This is a genomic window from Mesorhizobium sp. M0408 (assembly GCF_040321495.1).
Classification (GTDB): domain Bacteria; phylum Pseudomonadota; class Alphaproteobacteria; order Rhizobiales; family Rhizobiaceae; genus Mesorhizobium.
The window spans coordinates 13,329-28,211 of record NZ_JAMYRO010000032.1 but is presented as its reverse complement, the minus strand read 5'-3'; the positions used below and the strand labels follow the sequence as shown (position 1 = coordinate 28,211).

Below are 14,883 nucleotides of genomic sequence, written 5' to 3'. Positions count from 1 at the left end.
CGCATGGCCTATCTCGACAACATCGCCGTTTTCGTCCGCGTCGTCGAGCTCGGCAATTTATCGGCGGCTGGGCGCGACATGCGCATTTCGCCGGCGGTCGCCTCTAACCGGATCAAGGAGCTCGAGAAGCACCTGGGAGTCAGGCTGTTCAACCGCACGACGCGACAATTGATGCCGACCGAGCACGGCACGGTGTTCTACTCTGGCGCCAAGCAGGTGCTGGAGGCGGTCACCGAGGCGGAAGCGGCGGTCAGCGCGTTATCCGGCCAGCCGCGCGGCACCATAAAGGTGACAGCGCCGCTCGGCCTCGGGCGGCGGCTGGTAGCATCCGGAATCCCGGATTTCCACGATAGGTACCCAGATATCGAGGTGCGGCTCCGGCTTTCCGATCACAATGTCGATATCATGAAGGAAGGCATCGACGTTGCGTTCCGGCTGGGCATTATCGAGGATTCCAGCCTCAGGATGCGCGGCATCATGGAGTGCGAACGCGTGCTGGTAGCGGCTCCGCAATATCTGGACGTGCGCGGCGAGCCGAGCGAGCCGCAGGAGTTGATCGGCAAGAAACACGACTGCCTGATGCTGCGCTATTCCGGCGCGCGCGAATATGTCTGGACGCTGCAGACGCCGAATGGGCCGCAAAAGTTCGAGGTGCACGGCCCCTACGATACCGATGATGGCGACGTGCTGACCGGCTGGGCGCTGTCCGGCCGCGGCATCATCAACAAACCGCGCTTCGAGGTCGAGCCGTTTATCCGCGACCAGCGGCTGAAGGTGATCCTGAGCAACACGCCGCCGACGCCGGTGCAGTTCGCCGCCGTCTACCCGCACAAGAAGCTGCAGGATCCGAAGGTGCGGCTGCTGCTCGATTTCATGGCCGAGCGCTGCCAGCGGCTGATCAGGGATATTCTGGCCGGCAAATGATCGCCGGCTGGCCGGTTGCTTTCCGTCCAGCCGGCGAGATAATTCTCCAGGAATCTCGCTCAACAGGGAAAAGCGATGGCCAACGGCGCCACAATGTGTCTCGCCGTTTCACTGTCTCCGGAAGCCGCCCCTTCCCATCCGCCCGACGCCGGCCCGGACTTCAGTCTGCTGACGCGGTTCGTGCAAGAAGCCGAAGCGGCCGGTCTGGACATGGTGTTGCTGGGCGATTCCGCACCGGTTGCAGGCGGGCCGAACCGCCAAATGCGATTCGAAGCAACGACCTTGGTGGCAGCGCTGGCGACGGTGACAAGCAGGATCGGCCTCGTCGCGGCAGCGTCGACGGTCGCCCACCAGCCCTACAACCTCGCACGCCGTTTCGCCTCGCTCGATATCATCAGCCATGGCCGCGCCGGCTGGAACGCGAGCATGTTTCCCGATCCGCGCGAGGCGGCCAATTTCAGCCGACCGGAAGGGTTTTCCGGCGACGATTTCCGCCTGCGCGCCGAGGAATTCATCGGCATCGTGCAAGGCTTGTGGAAAGGCTGGGACGCAGACGCGCTGCTGTTCGACAAAAGTGGCGGCCGCTTCTTCGATCCTGAAAAGATGCATTTGCTCGACCACAAGGGCGAATATTTTTCCGTGCGCGGGCCGCTCAACGTGGCGCGGTCGCCGCAGGACACGCCGGTGCTGGTCATGTCCGGCCTGTCCGAGCCCGACACGGATATCGCCGCCCGCACCGCCGATGTCGTCCTGCTGGATGAGGCATCGATCGAGCCGGCGAAGGCTGGCGATCTGAAGCGCCGTGCGCTTGCCTTCGGGCGCAGTCCGGAGGCGCTGAAAGTGCTGATGAACGTTACCGTCAGCGCCGAAATAACCGCCGCGCCGGACCTGTTTGCGGACGGGCTCGAAGAGTGCTTTCGCTCGAAAGCCTGCGACGGTTTCAACATCGCCATGCCGTTCACATCGGCGCTCGACGATTTCGTCGGTCTCGTGCTGCCGGAGCTTCGCCGCCGCGGCCTTGACCGGTCCGGCTACAGCGCGGCGACACTGCGCGCCCATCTCGGGCTTGCAGGGGAGGATCGGCAATGAGCGCCGGTCGAGGCCAGATGAAGCTCGGCGCCTTCCTGTGGGCGACAGGCCACCACATCGCCGCCTGGCGCCATCCGCAGGCGCATGTCACGGCTGGCATCGACATCGACCATTACGTCCAGTTGGCGCGGACGGCGGAAGCAGCCAAGTTCGACATGATCTTCTGCGAGGACGCCGCCGGCGTGCGCGAGGCCAATGTCGACATCGCCAGCCAAACGTCGCGCTCGATCGGCTTCGAGCCGATAAGCCTGCTTGCCGCGCTCGCCGTCCAGACGGAGCGCATCGGCCTCGTCTCCACGGCGTCGACGAGCTATAACGAGCCTTACGGACTGGCGCGGACCTTCCTGTCGCTCGACCATCTGAGCGGCGGCCGAGCCGGCTGGAACCTCGTCACTTCGGCGAGCCAGATCGAGGCCGCCAATTTCGGCTCGACCGGACTGCGCCCACATGCGGACCGCTACGAACGCGCGCGCGAATTCGCTGCCGTGGTTACCGGCCTTTGGCGAGGCCAGGGTGGACACGAAGGCAGAAGTTTTTCGGTGCGCGACCCGCTCGATCTGCCGCGCTCGCCACAAGGTGCACCGGTCATGGTTCAGGCGGGAGCGTCGGATGAGGGCCGCGATCTTGCCGCCCGGACCGCCGATGTGGTGTTCACTGCGGCGCAAACATTCGAGGAGGCAAAGGCCTTCTACGACGACCTCAAGGGACGGCTGGCGCCCCATGGGCGCGAGCCGGAGGACGTCAAGATCATGCCCGGCGTCGCGCCGGTCGTCGCGGCAAGCGAAGCGGAAGCCCGGGCAAGACATGATGAACTGCAGGAGCTGATACCGGACGATGTCGGTGTCGCGCTGCTTTCCAGCTATCTCAGCATATCCGATCTCGCGCGCTATCCCATCGACGGACCGCTGCCCGAGCTGCCGGCCAGCGAAGGCATGCAGAGCCGGCAGGCGCTCGTCATCGAGCAATCCCGCCGCGACAAGCTGTCCATTCGCCAGCTTGCCCGTCATTTCGCCGGCGCGCGCGGTCATTGGCGCGTCGTCGGAACTCCGGCCCAGATCGCCGACCAGCTCGAGGCACGCTTCGAGGGCGGCGCGGCAGACGGTTTCAACGTCATGCCATCCTATTTTCCCGGCGAACTCGAAGCCTTTGCCACGCTTGTCGTGCCGGAGCTGCAGCGGCGCGGGCTTTTCCGGAAGGATTATGAAGGTAGCACGCTGCGCGACCATCTGGGCTTGAAAACGCCGGCGTAAAACGACGAGCGGAACGAAAGTCGGAGATCGCCGTTTTGGGATGCTGTGCCGCGGCGATGAGGCGTCTGCGCGCATATTCGATTGACCATCCCAAACTTCGCCCTCTTTTCAAACCACGCGGACGCAACCGCCACAGGAGCCGATCATGGATGCCATCGCCACCCGCAATGACCTGCAATCCAATGCCAAGAAAGAGTGTATCGATCTTCTCAATGCCCGCCTCGCCGACGCCATCGATCTGGCCTTGATCACCAAGCAGGCGCACTGGAACGTCAAGGGACCGCAATTCATCGCCATCCACGAGATGCTCGACACGTTCCGCGAGGAGATCGACGGCCATGTCGACACCATTGCCGAGCGCGCCGTACAGCTCGGCGGCACGGCGCTCGGCACCTCGCAGGAGGTGTCGAAGGCGACTATGCTGGAGGCCTATCCGACCGACATCCACAAGACCCGAGACCATCTGGCGGCGCTGATCGACCGCTATGCCGCAACCGCCAAGCGGGCACGCGCGGCGATCGACGAGGCGGCTGGCGCGGGCGACGCCGACACCGCCGACATCTTCACCGCCTATTCGCGCTCGCTCGACAAATTGCTGTGGTTCCTTGAGGCGCACACGCAGGAGAAGGAATAGCCAAAACGTCAGCCAGCCATCGCCTTGCGGTGAGAGGCTTTGGACTGAGCGGACGGTGCCGCCGCATGGCCGGCCAACGCTGTCATAATCTCGGCTACGGCGAGTGCGGCGATCACCTGCGGGCGCTTGTCCTTAACGGCATCGCCGCCGATCGGCGAGACGAGGTGGGCAAATTCCGCCTCGCTTCCGTCCGCCGATTTCAGGAACCAGTTCCGGAACGTCGCCTTCTTGGTTCTGGAGCCGATCATGCCGACATAGGCGGCATCCCGGCGTTTCAGAGCCTCGGCGACGATCAGGAAGTCCAGCGCGTGGTCATGTGTAAGGACGACGAAGGCGGATCCAGCCGGGGCTTCGCGCACCATCGCCTCAGGCATCGGCGTCAGCTTGGTTTCGACCGCTTCCGGCATGCCTTTGAGCGCCTCGGCTCGCGTCTCGACAACGACGACATGCACCGGCAGCAAGGCCATCGCGGAGGCCAGCGCCTGGCCGACATGGCCGCCCCCGAGGATGTAGACATGCGGTCGCTGCGCTTCCTCGGTTTCCGCCGCCGCAACCAGCTTGGCTTCAAGCGCGGGGTCGACTAGCTGGATCAGCAGCTCGACCCTGCCGCCGCAGCACTGCCCGATGTCCGGGCCGAGCGCGATGTCGAGGGTGGCGCGGATATCCCTCCCCCTTGAGGGGAGGGTGGCGGCGAAGCCGCCGGGTGGGGTCGCCGCGGCAGTGCTCGACGCGCTGGCGGTACCTTCTGAGACGACCCCCTCTGGCCGCTCCGCGGCCATCTCCCCCTCAAGGGGGGAGAAAAGCATCTGTCGCGCTTTGTCGATCGCCATGTATTCGAGCTGGCCGCCGCCGATCGTACCGAAAGTGGCCGATCCTGAGACGAGCATGAAGGCACCCGTCTCGCGCGGCGTCGAACCTTTTGTCCGGGCCACCTCAACGAAGGCGACCCGGCCGGCGCCGGCAAGAAAGGCTTTCAGGCTCTGCACTTTCGCGTTCATCATTTGCGTTCCCTATCGGGAAATATAGAGTTTTTCGGCCTGAATTGCACGTTTTCCGGGATTCAAGTGCCGGTTTTGGCTTCCCGCTTCAGCCGTTCGATCGCCATCAGCACACGCTCCGGCGTGGCCGGCGGGTCGAGGCGCGGGCAGATCTTGTGGCTGGCAACGCTCGCAACTGCGTCCGACAGCGCATGCAGCACCGACATTGCGAGCGGAAAGGGCGGCTCGCCGACCGCCTTGGAGCGGTGCACCGTCGGCTCGCCTGCTTGCGCCCAGTCGGCCAAAGTCACATTAAAAATCTTCGGCCGGTCCGACGCGAGCGGGATCTTGTAGGTCGATGGCGCATGGGTGCGCAGCCGCCCCTTGTCGTCCCACCACAGTTCCTCCGTCGTCAGCCAGCCCATGCCCTGGATGAAGCCGCCCTCGATCTGGCCGAGGTCGATGGCGCGGTTCAGCGAGCGGCCGGTTTCGTGCAGGATGTCGGTGCGCTCGACGACATATTCGCCGGTCAGCGTATCGACCGAGACTTCCGAGCACGCGGCGCCATAGGCGAAATAGTAGAAGGGATGGCCCTCGCCCTTGTCGCGGTCCCAATGGATTTTCGGCGTCTTGTAGAAACCCGCCGCCGAAAGCTGGATGCGCGCCATATAGGCCTGCCTGACGAGATCGGCGAAGGCGATCTCCTGGTTTCCGATGCGCACGCGGTTGGGCAAGAACAGCACCTGGTCGCGCGGCACCTGGTATCTCTCGACGGCGAAATTGATCAACCGGTCCTTGATCTGGCGGGCGGCATTCTGCGCCGCCATGCCGTTGAGATCGGAGCCGGAAGACGCGGCGGTGGCCGAGGTGTTCGGCACCTTGCCGGTCGTCGTCGCGGTGATCTTGACCTGATCGAGGTCGATCTGGAACTCTTCCGCCACGACCTGCGCCACCTTGACATAGAGGCCCTGCCCCATCTCGGTGCCGCCGTGGTTCAGATGCACCGAACCATCGGTATAGACATGCACCAGCGCGCCGGCCTGGTTGTAGTGGGTGGCGGTGAACGAGATGCCGAACTTGACCGGCGTCAGCGCCAGTCCGCGCTTGATGAAGCGGCTGTTGGCATTGAAAGCATCGATGGTGCGGCGGCGCCTCGCATAGTCGGAACTCGCCTCCAGCTCGGCGACGATGCGGTGGATGATGTTGTCCTCGACCGTCTGGTGATAGGGCGTGATGTTTCGGTCGCTGGTGCCGTAGAAATTCTTTTTGCGGATTTCGAGCGGGTCCTTGCCGAGGGCAAACGCAACTTCGTCGATGACGCGCTCGGCGCCGACCATGCCTTGCGGGCCGCCGAAGCCGCGAAAGGCGGTGTTCGATACCGTATTGGTGTAGAGCGGCGCCGATTGCGCGTGCACCGCCGGCCAGAAATAGGTGTTGTCGCAATGGAACAGCGCGCGGTCGGTGACCGGGCCGGAGAGGTCGGCCGAGAAGCCGCAGCGCGCCGCGAACATGAAATCGACGCCCAGAATATTGCCCTCGTCGTCGAAGCCGACCTCGTAGTCGACGAGGAAATCGTGGCGTTTGCCGGTGGCGATCATGTCGTCGTCGCGGTCGGGCCGGATTTTCACGGCCCGATGATGTTTCTTCGCGGCGATAGCGGCCAATGCCGCAAACTGATTGCCTTGCGTTTCCTTACCGCCGAAAGCGCCGCCCATCCGGCGGATTTCCACCGTCACCGCGTGGCTCGGAACACCGAGCGCGTGGCTGACCATGTGCTGGATTTCGCTCGGGTGCTGGGTCGAGGAATAGATGGTGACGTCGTGGTCCTCGCCAGGGATGGCCAAGGCGATATGGCCTTCGAGATAGAAATGCTCCTGGCCGCCTATGCGCATCTTTCCCTTCAGCCGGCGCGGCGCCGCCTTGATCGCAGCCGCTGCATCACCGCGCTTCAGCGTCAGCGGCGGCGTGACCAGCTTATCCATCCGTGGATCGAGCTCACCGACATCGGCGACGAACGGCAATTCCTTGTATTCGACCTTGGCCAGCCTCGTTGCACGGCGCGCCTGCTCGCGGGTTTCGGCAATGACGCAGAAGATCGGCTGGCCAAAGAATTGCACCTTGCCGTCGGCCAGCACCGGCTCGTCGTGACGGCCGGTCGGCGAAATGTCGTTCTCGCCTGGCACGTCGCTCGCCGTCAGCACGTCGATGACGCCGGGTGCGGCGCGCACCGCCGAAAGGTCCATGCTGGTGATGGTGGCATGCGTCGCCGTCGAAAGCCCAAGGCAGCCATGCAGCGTGCCGGCCGGTTCCGGCATGTCGTCGATATAGACGGCCGTGCCACTGACATGCTTGTGCGCGGAATCATGGCGCTGGTCGGTGGCGACGCCGCCGGCGATTTTTTTTGCCTTCAGGTTTGGCGTGGCGTGCTTGTTCATCATGCCGCCTCGTGCCGTGATACCTGGATCGGCGCCCGGGTGCCGGTGGTTTCGGCAAAGAAGCGCAGCAGCAGATTGCGCGCCGCCAGCGCCCGGTATTCGGCGCTTGCCCGCATGTCGGTCAGCGGCGTGAAATCGTCGGCATACGCGGCCATCGCCGCCTCGACCGTCGCTTCCGTCCAGGGCTTGCCAAGCAATGCCTTTTCGACGCCAAAGGCTCGCTTCGGCGTTGCCGCCATGCCGCCGTAGGCGATGCGCACATCCGCCACCGTGTCATCCTCGGCGAGCTTCAGGATAAACGCGCCTAGCGCTGCTGTGATGTCTTCGTCGCGGCGCTTGGTGATCTTGTAGACGGCAAATTTCGTCTCGCTGCCTGGCACCGGGACATGCACGGCCTCGACGAATTCGCCGGGCTGCCGGTCCTGTCGGCCATAAGCGATGAAAAAATCCTCCAGCGGGATCGTCCGCCGCTTGTCGCCGCGGCGCAGCGTCAGGCGGGCACCGAGTGCGATCAGCGGCGGCGGCGTGTCGCCGATCGGCGAACCGTTGGCGATATTGCCGCCGATGGTGCCCATGTTGCGCACCTGATCGCCGCCGATGCGATCGAACAGCGGGCCGAGCGCCGTGATGCGTTTCGCCAGCATCGAGAAGGCTTCGCTATAGGTGACACCGGCGCCGATCGAGATGACGCCTTTGTCCTCGGAAATCCCGCACAGACCGTCGAGATTGCCGATGAAAATCGCCGGCGCAATATCGCGCATGTGCTTGGTCACCCAAAGGCCGACATCGGTCGAACCCGCGACGATAGTGGCTGCCGGCTCCTTGACCAGCACGCTGGCCAGATCGTCGGCATTGGCCGGCACGATCAGCCGCATGCTGCCGGAGCCGATCTCGATGCGCGAACCGTCCTTCATCGCTTCGAGCTTAGCCGTGACTGACTTGCGCTCCGCCGCCAGCGGATCCTTTGCCGCCGGGCCGTAGCTGGAGATGGCACGTGCGGCGCGCATGATCGCCTCGTAGCCGGTGCAGCGGCAGAGATTGCCTTGCAGCGCCTTTTCGATGGCGGCGTCCGACGGCTCCGGCGTCCGCATCCACAGAGCATAAAGCGACATGACGAAACCCGGTGTGCAGAAGCCGCATTGCGAGCCGTGGAAATCGACCATCGCCTGCTGCACGGGATGCAGTTTTCCTGCGTCGCCGCGCAGATGCTCGACGGTCACTACATGCGTGCCGTCTAGCGAGCCAAGGAAGCGGATGCAGGCATTGACGCTTTCATAGACCAGTGTTCCACCGGAGAGCCTGCCGACCAGCACCGTGCAGGCGCCACAGTCGCCCTCGGCGCAACCTTCCTTGGTGCCGCGCAGCGAGCGGTCGAGCCGCAGCCAGTCGAGCAGGGTCTGGTCGGGTGCAACCGTGCCGAGCGCGACGTCCTCGCCATTGAGGATGAAGCGGATTTCGTTGCGTGTCTTGATCCCTGCCATCTCAGCTTCCCCGGTAGGTCGAATAACCGTACGGCGACAGAAGCAGCGGCACATGATAGTGCATCGGCTCGGCCATACCGAAGCGGATCGGCACATGGTCGAGGAAGGCCGGTTCCGGCAGTTTTGTCCCTTGCCGGCGCAGATAATCGCCGGCCGCAAAGACCAGCTCGTATTCGCCGGTACGGAATTCCGCGCCGGCAAGCAGCGGAGCATCGCAACGGCCGTCATCATTGGTGACGACCGTTTTCAGATGCGTCCGGGCCTGACCGTCAAGATGATAGAGCTCGATCGACAGACCGGCCGCCGGTTTACCGGCCGCAGTGTCGAGGACGTGGGTCGTCAGGCGCCCGCCTTCGGCTTTCGACGTTTCCGCCACTGGCTGCTCCATTCCCTGCACAGTCGAACACTATTCATGAATTGTGCGCCAATTAAAGGCGATGCATAAGTCCCGGTCGAGCGGACCGCGACAAAAACACTTTCAAAAATTTCGGGGGAATGCGCAGGCACTCCTTTCGACTATCCTGATCACAATTTCCGGCAGGAGCGAGAATGCGTTACGAACGAGACATGCGCGGCTACGGAGCCAATCCGCCGGATCCGAAATGGCCCGGCGGGGCGCATGTCGCGGTGCAGTTCGTCGTCAATTACGAAGAGGGCGGCGAGAATTGCGTCCTGCACGGCGACAAGGCTTCGGAGGCTTTCCTGTCGGAGATCGTCGGCGCCGCGCCCTGGCCCGGCCAGCGCCACTGGAACATGGAATCGATCTACGAATACGGCGCCCGAGCGGGCTTCTGGCGATTGCTGCGCCTATTCAGCGCGGCGCAAGTGCCGGTCACCTGCTATGGCGTCGCCACGGCCCTGGCGCGTTCGCCCGACCAGGTTGCGGCGATGCAGGAGGCCGGCTGGGAGATCGCTTCGCACGGGCTGAAATGGATCGACTACCGCGACCATGCGCCAGAAGACGAGCGCCGCGACATGGAGGCGGCGATCCGGCTGCATTATGAGGTGACAGGGGCGCGGCCGACCGGCTGGTACACCGGCCGCACCTCGATCAACACGGTGCGGCTGGCGGCGGAAGAGGGCGGCTTCGATTATGTGTCGGACACCTATGACGACGAACTGCCCTACTGGTTCGAGCATGCGGCACCGGACGGGTCGGCGAAGCCGCAGCTGGTCATCCCCTATACGCTCGACGCCAACGACATGCGCTTTGCCACGCCGCAAGGCTTCAACTCGGGCGACCAATTCTTTGCCTATCTCAAGGATAGTTTCGATACGCTCTATGCCGAGGGCAAGGCAGGACGGCCGCGCATGATGAACATCGGCCTGCACTGCCGCCTCGTCGGCCGGCCGGGCCGGGTCGCGGCACTGAAGCGCTTCATCGACTACGTCAAATCACACGACAAGGTCTGGCTGGCACGGCGCATCGACATCGCAAAACATTGGCAGGAGACGCATCCGTTCCGGTTGCCGGCGCTGCGCCCGTCGAAAATGGAATTCGAGGCCTTCGTCCATACATTTGGCGGCGTGTTCGAGCATTCGCCGTGGATTGCCGAGCGCGCTTATGAGCTGGAGCTCGGCCCGGCGCATGACAGTGCCGGCGGCCTGCACAATGCGCTCTGCCGCGTCTTTCGCGCGGCAAGCGAGGCCGAGCGGCTTTCCGTGCTCAATGCCCACCCCGACCTTGCCGGAAAACTGGCGCAGGCCAAGCGGCTGACGGCGGAATCCTCGAGGGAACAGGCTTCGGCCGGCCTCGACGCGCTGACCGACAAGGAGCGCGAGCTGTTCGCAAAACTCAATGCCGCCTACGTCACCAGTTTCGGTTTCCCCTTCATTATTGCGGTGAAAGGCAAGACCAAGGGGGAGATCCTGGCCGAGTTCGAGGCGCGTATTGGCAACAGCCACGATGTCGAATTCGAAACCGCCTGCAGACAGGTCGAGCGCATCGCGCTGCTTCGTCTCAAGGACATGCTTCCGCAATAGGCTTTGGCTGCCGCGATAGGCCCTGGCTTCCGCAACAGGCTTGAATTTATGGATATGATGAAAATGGCCGAGCGAACCTATTATGCGCCGCAGGGCGGACATCCCGGCCAGAGCGAATTGCTGACCGGCCGCGCTGTGTTCACACAGGCCTATGCCGTCATCCCCAAGGGCGTGATGCAGGACATCGTCACCAGCGCCTTGCCGTTCTGGGATGGGACACGCGTCTGGGTGCTGTCGCGGCCGCTGTCGGGTTTTGCCGAGACGTTTTCGCAATACATCGTCGAGCTCGCGCCTGGCGGCGGCAGCGACCACCCTGAGCTTGACGCCGCCGCCGAAGGTGCGCTGTTCGTGGTCGAAGGCGAGCTAAGCGTTTCGCTTGCCGGCAAGAAACATAGCTTAAGGCCGGGCGGCTTTGCCTTCCTGCCGCCGGCGAGTGGGTGGACGGTGCACAATGAAAGCGGCGCCGCCGTCCGCTTCCACTGGATCCGCAAGACTTATGATGCAGTCGACGGCATCGAGCCGCCGCAAGCGTTCTTTGTCAACGAACAGGACATCGCGCCGACGCCGATGCCGGGTACCGAAGGCCGATGGGCGACCACGCGCTTCGTCGATCCGGCCGACATGCGCCACGACATGCATGTCACCATCGTCACGCTCGAGCCGGGCGCGGTCATTCCTTTCGCCGAGACGCATGTCATGGAGCACGGGCTCTATGTGCTGGAGGGCAAGGCGGTCTATCGTCTCAACCAGGACTGGGTCGAGGTCGAGGCTGGCGATTATATGTGGCTGCGCGCCTTCTGCCCGCAGGCTTGTTATGCCGGCGGGCCAGGCAAATTCCGCTATCTCCTCTACAAGGACGTCAACCGCCACGCCAAGCTTGGCAGCGCCGGCGTCGCGAGACCTACACCATGACCCGCATCGTCGCGCGGCCGCTGACCCGCGAGAATTTCGCCGAATTCGGCGACGTCATCGATATGGGCGGCGACAACCATTATCCGATCAATGGCGGCAAGGCCGAGCGCTACCATGACCTCGCCACCGCGGAAGCACGAGGGCCGAATGCGCGCGTGCTGATCTCGATGGTGCGTGGCACGCACTATGAGCTGCCGTTGAAGCTTACCATGGTGGAGCGCCATCCGTTTGGCAGCCAGGCCTTCATCCCGCTGTCACCACGGCCGTTCCTGGTCGTCGTCTGCCATGACGGCGAGGAGGGCCCGGGCGAGCCGCATGCCTTCATCACCGCGCCCGGGCAAGGCATCAACTATCCGCGCAATTTGTGGCACGGCGTGCTGACGCCGATCGGCGAGCCGCAGGACTTCCTGGTCGTCGACCGTGGCGGCGACGACTCCAATCTCGAAGAGTGCCATTTCTCGCACGCCTACGAGATACATCTTCCCGATGGGAGCCGGTGATGACCGACATTTCGCTGATCGACCGCCTGCTCGATGTCATAGAGCACGACATCGTGCCGAAGACGGCCGAGGGCGTCGCGCATGGCAACAAGTTGTTCGGCGCGGCGATCCTGCGCAAGGACGACCGCTCGCTGGTGCTTGCCGAAACCAATAACGAGACCGAAAACCCGCTCTGGCACGGCGAGGTGCACTGCCTGAAGCGCTTCTACGAACTGCCGAAAGCCGAGCGCGTCGACACCAGGGAGGCTATCTTCCTCGCCACCCACGAGCCCTGCTCGCTCTGTCTGTCGGCGATCACCTGGACCGGCTTCGACAATTTCTTCTATCTGTTCAGCCACGAGGACTCGCGCGACAGCTTCGACATCCCGCACGATTTGAAGATCCTGAAAGAGGTCTTCACCCTCGATCCCGGCGGCTACAATGCCGAGAATGCCTATTGGAAGAGCTTTTCGATCCGCAAATTGGTGCGCTCGCTGCCGGACCCCGAGCGCGGTCGGCTGGAAGCGCGCATCCACACAATATCAACGCGCTATGACGAATTGTCCGGCGCCTATCAGGCCGGCAAGGACGAAAACGACATTCCGCTGAATTGACGCGGATTGACCAGCCGAATTCGTTGACTGGCCCATGACGCGCTCTCACGGGCTCCATCATCTGGCGCTCCTGGAGTTCGCCCGCATGAAAATCGTCACTGAATTCCCCCGAAAGATCGTCGAATTTCCGGATATGGGGATCATCATGCCGGACGGCTGCCGGCTGTCGGCGCGGGTGTGGATGCCGGCCGATGCTGCCGACGACCCAGTGCCGGCAATCCTCGAACACCTGCCCTATCGCAAGCGCGACGGCACGATCTATCGTGATCAGCTGACGCATCCCTATTTTGCCGGCCACGGCTACGCCTCGATCCGCGTCGACATGCGCGGCAATGGCGATTCCGAAGGGCTGATGGACGACGAATATTCCGAGCAGGAATTGCAGGACGCTTGCGACGTCATCGCCTGGGCGGCGGACCAGCCCTGGTGCAACGGCAATGTCGGCATGATGGGCATTTCGTGGGGCGGCTTCAACTGCCTGCAGGTGGCGTCTAAGCAGCCGCCGGCGCTGAAGGCGGTCATCAGTCTCTGTTCGACGGTCGACCGCTATGCCGACGACATCCACTACAAGGGCGGCTGCCTGCTGATCGAGAATTTCGGCTGGGCCTCGACCATGCTGTCCTATTCGTCAAGGCCGCCGGATCCGTTGCTGGCCGGCGACAACAGATGGCGCGACCTGTGGCTGACCAGGCTGGAGAACCAGCCCTTCCTGGCACCGCTGTGGCTGAAGCACCAGCATCGCGATGCCTATTGGAAGCGCGGCTCGATCGGCGAGGACTATTCCGCCATCCATGCCGCGGTGCTGTCGATCGGCGGCTGGCATGATGGCTATCGCAATACGATTTCCCATCTCGCCGTCAATATCGAGGCGCCGGTCAAGGGCATCGTCGGCCCGTGGATCCACAAATACCCGCATTACGCCGCGCCCGAACCGCGCATCGGCTTCCTGCAGGAGGCCTTGCGCTGGTGGGACCGCTGGCTGAAGGACATCGACACCGGCGTCGAGGCCGACCCCGCCTACCGCGCCTATGTCATGGACAGCGTGCGTCCGGCGCGCTGGCATCCCGAGCGGCCGGGCCGCTGGGTCGCTGAATCGGAATGGCCGTCACCTAACATCAAGACGCAAGAGGTTGAGCTTATCGCTGAAGGCAACCACGCTATCGTCGCTTCGCCGCAAAGCTGCGGCCTCGCCGGCGGCGAATATTTCCCCTTCACCTTCGGCCCGGAACTGCCGGGTGACCAGCGCCCCGACGATGCGCTGTCGGTGTGCTTCGACCAGCCGGTGCTGACCGAAACGGTCGACATTGTCGGTGCTCCCGAAGTTGTGGTCAGGGTCTCGTCGGACCGGCGCCAGGCGAACATCGCGGTCCGGCTGTGCGACGTCCATCCGGACGGAGCATCGGAGCTGATTTCCTACGGCGTGCTCAACCTGACACATCGCAACTCGCACGAATTTCCCGAAGCGCTGGTGCCCGGCGAGACCGTCAGCGCCCGGGTGGTGCTCGACCAATGCGCCTATCGCGTGCCGGCCGGCCATCGCTTGCGCGTTGCCGTTTCGAACGCCTACTGGCCGATGATCTGGCCGTCGCCGGAGCCGGTCCGGCTGGAATTGTCGGCCGCGACATTGATGCTGCCGGTACGCCCGCCGGCGACAGGCGACGAGGTCACCTTCCCCGCCCCCGAAAGCGCCACGCCCTGGGCAACCGAAACGGTCCGCGCCGCCAATTCCGAGCGTCATGTCGATCGCGACGAAAAGACCGGAATGATTACGCTTTCCATCGTCGACGATTTCGGTGAGGTGCGCGACCTGGAGCATGGCCTCGCCAATGGCAGCATCGCCAGAGAGACATGGGCGATCCATCCCGACAATCCGCTGTCAGCCTCGGGCAAGACGCATTGGACCCAGACGCTGTCGCGAAATGGATGGTCGGTGCGCACCGAAACCTTCGCCGAAATGCGGTCCGACGCGCAAAGCTTCGTGGTTAGCGCCAGAATCGAAGCCTACGAAGGCGAAAAACTGGTCTTCGAGCGCAACTTCGAGGAGAAAATCCCGCGCGCACTGCTTTGAGCGCTTATAGCGATTGGTCCAATTGCGACGCACGATT

Annotated in this window: 13 protein-coding genes; 9 read left to right on the top strand and 4 right to left on the bottom strand. The window is 63.7% G+C overall.

From position 1 onward, the window contains the following. Positions 1–3 precede the first annotated feature (3 nt). The 4 genes from NKI67_RS27900 (at position 4) to dps (ending at position 3,897) form a co-directional block, all read left to right on the top strand. The gene (locus NKI67_RS27900) at positions 4–924 is read left to right on the top strand and encodes a LysR family transcriptional regulator (protein ID WP_023676229.1); all 921 of its coding nucleotides are present in this window, start codon (positions 4–6) and stop codon (positions 922–924) included. Positions 925–999: 75 nt separating this feature from the next. Continuing rightward, positions 1,000–2,013: an LLM class flavin-dependent oxidoreductase gene (locus tag NKI67_RS27895; protein ID WP_031211656.1), complete on the top strand. Its 1,014-nt coding sequence runs from the start codon at positions 1,000–1,002 to the stop codon at positions 2,011–2,013. Further along, entirely contained in the window at positions 2,010–3,263 is a 1,254-nt protein-coding gene (locus NKI67_RS27890) for an LLM class flavin-dependent oxidoreductase (RefSeq protein WP_023676227.1), read from the top strand. Before NKI67_RS27895 ends, NKI67_RS27890 begins: the two co-directional genes overlap by 4 nt. A gap of 145 nt (positions 3,264–3,408) precedes the next feature. After that, positions 3,409–3,897 (top strand): DNA starvation/stationary phase protection protein Dps, encoded by a 489-nt coding sequence (gene dps, locus NKI67_RS27885; protein WP_023676226.1) that lies wholly within the window; start codon positions 3,409–3,411, stop codon positions 3,895–3,897. 8 nt (positions 3,898–3,905) lie between these two features. On the opposite strand, the gene xdhC is transcribed toward dps, so the two are convergent. From xdhC to uraH, 4 genes are all read right to left on the bottom strand, one after another. After that, positions 3,906–4,895 carry a xanthine dehydrogenase accessory protein XdhC gene (gene xdhC, locus NKI67_RS27880; protein ID WP_023676225.1) on the bottom strand — a complete coding sequence of 330 codons (990 nt, stop codon included), beginning with the start codon at positions 4,893–4,895 and terminating at the stop codon, positions 3,906–3,908. Positions 4,896–4,957: 62 nt separating this feature from the next. Next, the gene (gene xdhB / locus NKI67_RS27875) at positions 4,958–7,309 is read right to left on the bottom strand and encodes a xanthine dehydrogenase molybdopterin binding subunit (protein WP_023676224.1); all 2,352 of its coding nucleotides are present in this window, start codon (positions 7,307–7,309) and stop codon (positions 4,958–4,960) included. After that, positions 7,309–8,790 carry a xanthine dehydrogenase small subunit gene (gene xdhA, locus NKI67_RS27870; RefSeq protein ID WP_352568398.1) on the bottom strand — a complete coding sequence of 494 codons (1,482 nt, stop codon included), beginning with the start codon at positions 8,788–8,790 and terminating at the stop codon, positions 7,309–7,311. The genes xdhB and xdhA overlap by 1 nt, the downstream gene beginning before the upstream one ends. A 1-nt stretch (position 8,791) precedes the next feature. Further along, on the bottom strand, positions 8,792–9,166 hold the full coding sequence (gene uraH, locus NKI67_RS27865; protein WP_023676223.1) for a hydroxyisourate hydrolase: 375 nt from the start codon (positions 9,164–9,166) through the stop codon (positions 8,792–8,794). Positions 9,167–9,339: 173 nt separating this feature from the next. On the opposite strand from uraH, the gene puuE reads away from it, so the two are divergent. The 5 genes from puuE to NKI67_RS27840 all read left to right on the top strand — a co-directional run bounded on the left by puuE (position 9,340) and on the right by NKI67_RS27840 (position 14,846). Further along, positions 9,340–10,773 carry an allantoinase PuuE gene (gene puuE, locus NKI67_RS27860; RefSeq protein ID WP_023676222.1) on the top strand — a complete coding sequence of 478 codons (1,434 nt, stop codon included), beginning with the start codon at positions 9,340–9,342 and terminating at the stop codon, positions 10,771–10,773. A gap of 63 nt (positions 10,774–10,836) precedes the next feature. After that, positions 10,837–11,685, top strand: coding sequence for a bifunctional allantoicase/(S)-ureidoglycine aminohydrolase (locus NKI67_RS27855; protein WP_023676221.1), 849 nt, complete (start codon positions 10,837–10,839; stop codon positions 11,683–11,685). Beyond that, complete coding sequence (locus tag NKI67_RS27850) at positions 11,682–12,185, top strand: ureidoglycolate lyase (protein WP_023676220.1); 504 nt, start codon at positions 11,682–11,684, stop codon at positions 12,183–12,185. Before NKI67_RS27855 ends, NKI67_RS27850 begins: the two co-directional genes overlap by 4 nt. Beyond that, positions 12,185–12,778, top strand: a complete 594-nt coding sequence (locus NKI67_RS27845) for a nucleoside deaminase (RefSeq protein ID WP_031211650.1) — start codon at positions 12,185–12,187, stop codon at positions 12,776–12,778. Before NKI67_RS27850 ends, NKI67_RS27845 begins: the two co-directional genes overlap by 1 nt. Before the next feature lie 85 nt (positions 12,779–12,863). Continuing rightward, entirely contained in the window at positions 12,864–14,846 is a 1,983-nt protein-coding gene (locus NKI67_RS27840) for a CocE/NonD family hydrolase (RefSeq protein ID WP_031211648.1), read from the top strand. Positions 14,847–14,883: the final 37 nt, after the last annotated feature.

Coding starts and splice junctions, on each gene's coding strand:
- NKI67_RS27895 (WP_031211656.1), top strand. CDS start 1,000: ATGGCCAACGGCGCCACAATGTGTCTCGCCGTTTCACTGTCTCCGGAA.
- NKI67_RS27855 (WP_023676221.1), top strand. CDS start 10,837: ATGGCCGAGCGAACCTATTATGCGCCGCAGGGCGGACATCCCGGCCAG.
- xdhC (WP_023676225.1), bottom strand. CDS start 4,895: ATGAACGCGAAAGTGCAGAGCCTGAAAGCCTTTCTTGCCGGCGCCGGC.
- xdhA (WP_352568398.1), bottom strand. CDS start 8,790: ATGGCAGGGATCAAGACACGCAACGAAATCCGCTTCATCCTCAATGGC.
- puuE (WP_023676222.1), top strand. CDS start 9,340: ATGCGTTACGAACGAGACATGCGCGGCTACGGAGCCAATCCGCCGGAT.
- NKI67_RS27900 (WP_023676229.1), top strand. CDS start 4: ATGGCCTATCTCGACAACATCGCCGTTTTCGTCCGCGTCGTCGAGCTC.
- dps (WP_023676226.1), top strand. CDS start 3,409: ATGGATGCCATCGCCACCCGCAATGACCTGCAATCCAATGCCAAGAAA.
- xdhB (WP_023676224.1), bottom strand. CDS start 7,309: ATGAACAAGCACGCCACGCCAAACCTGAAGGCAAAAAAAATCGCCGGC.
- NKI67_RS27890 (WP_023676227.1), top strand. CDS start 2,010: ATGAGCGCCGGTCGAGGCCAGATGAAGCTCGGCGCCTTCCTGTGGGCG.
- NKI67_RS27840 (WP_031211648.1), top strand. CDS start 12,864: ATGAAAATCGTCACTGAATTCCCCCGAAAGATCGTCGAATTTCCGGAT.
- NKI67_RS27845 (WP_031211650.1), top strand. CDS start 12,185: ATGACCGACATTTCGCTGATCGACCGCCTGCTCGATGTCATAGAGCAC.
- NKI67_RS27850 (WP_023676220.1), top strand. CDS start 11,682: ATGACCCGCATCGTCGCGCGGCCGCTGACCCGCGAGAATTTCGCCGAA.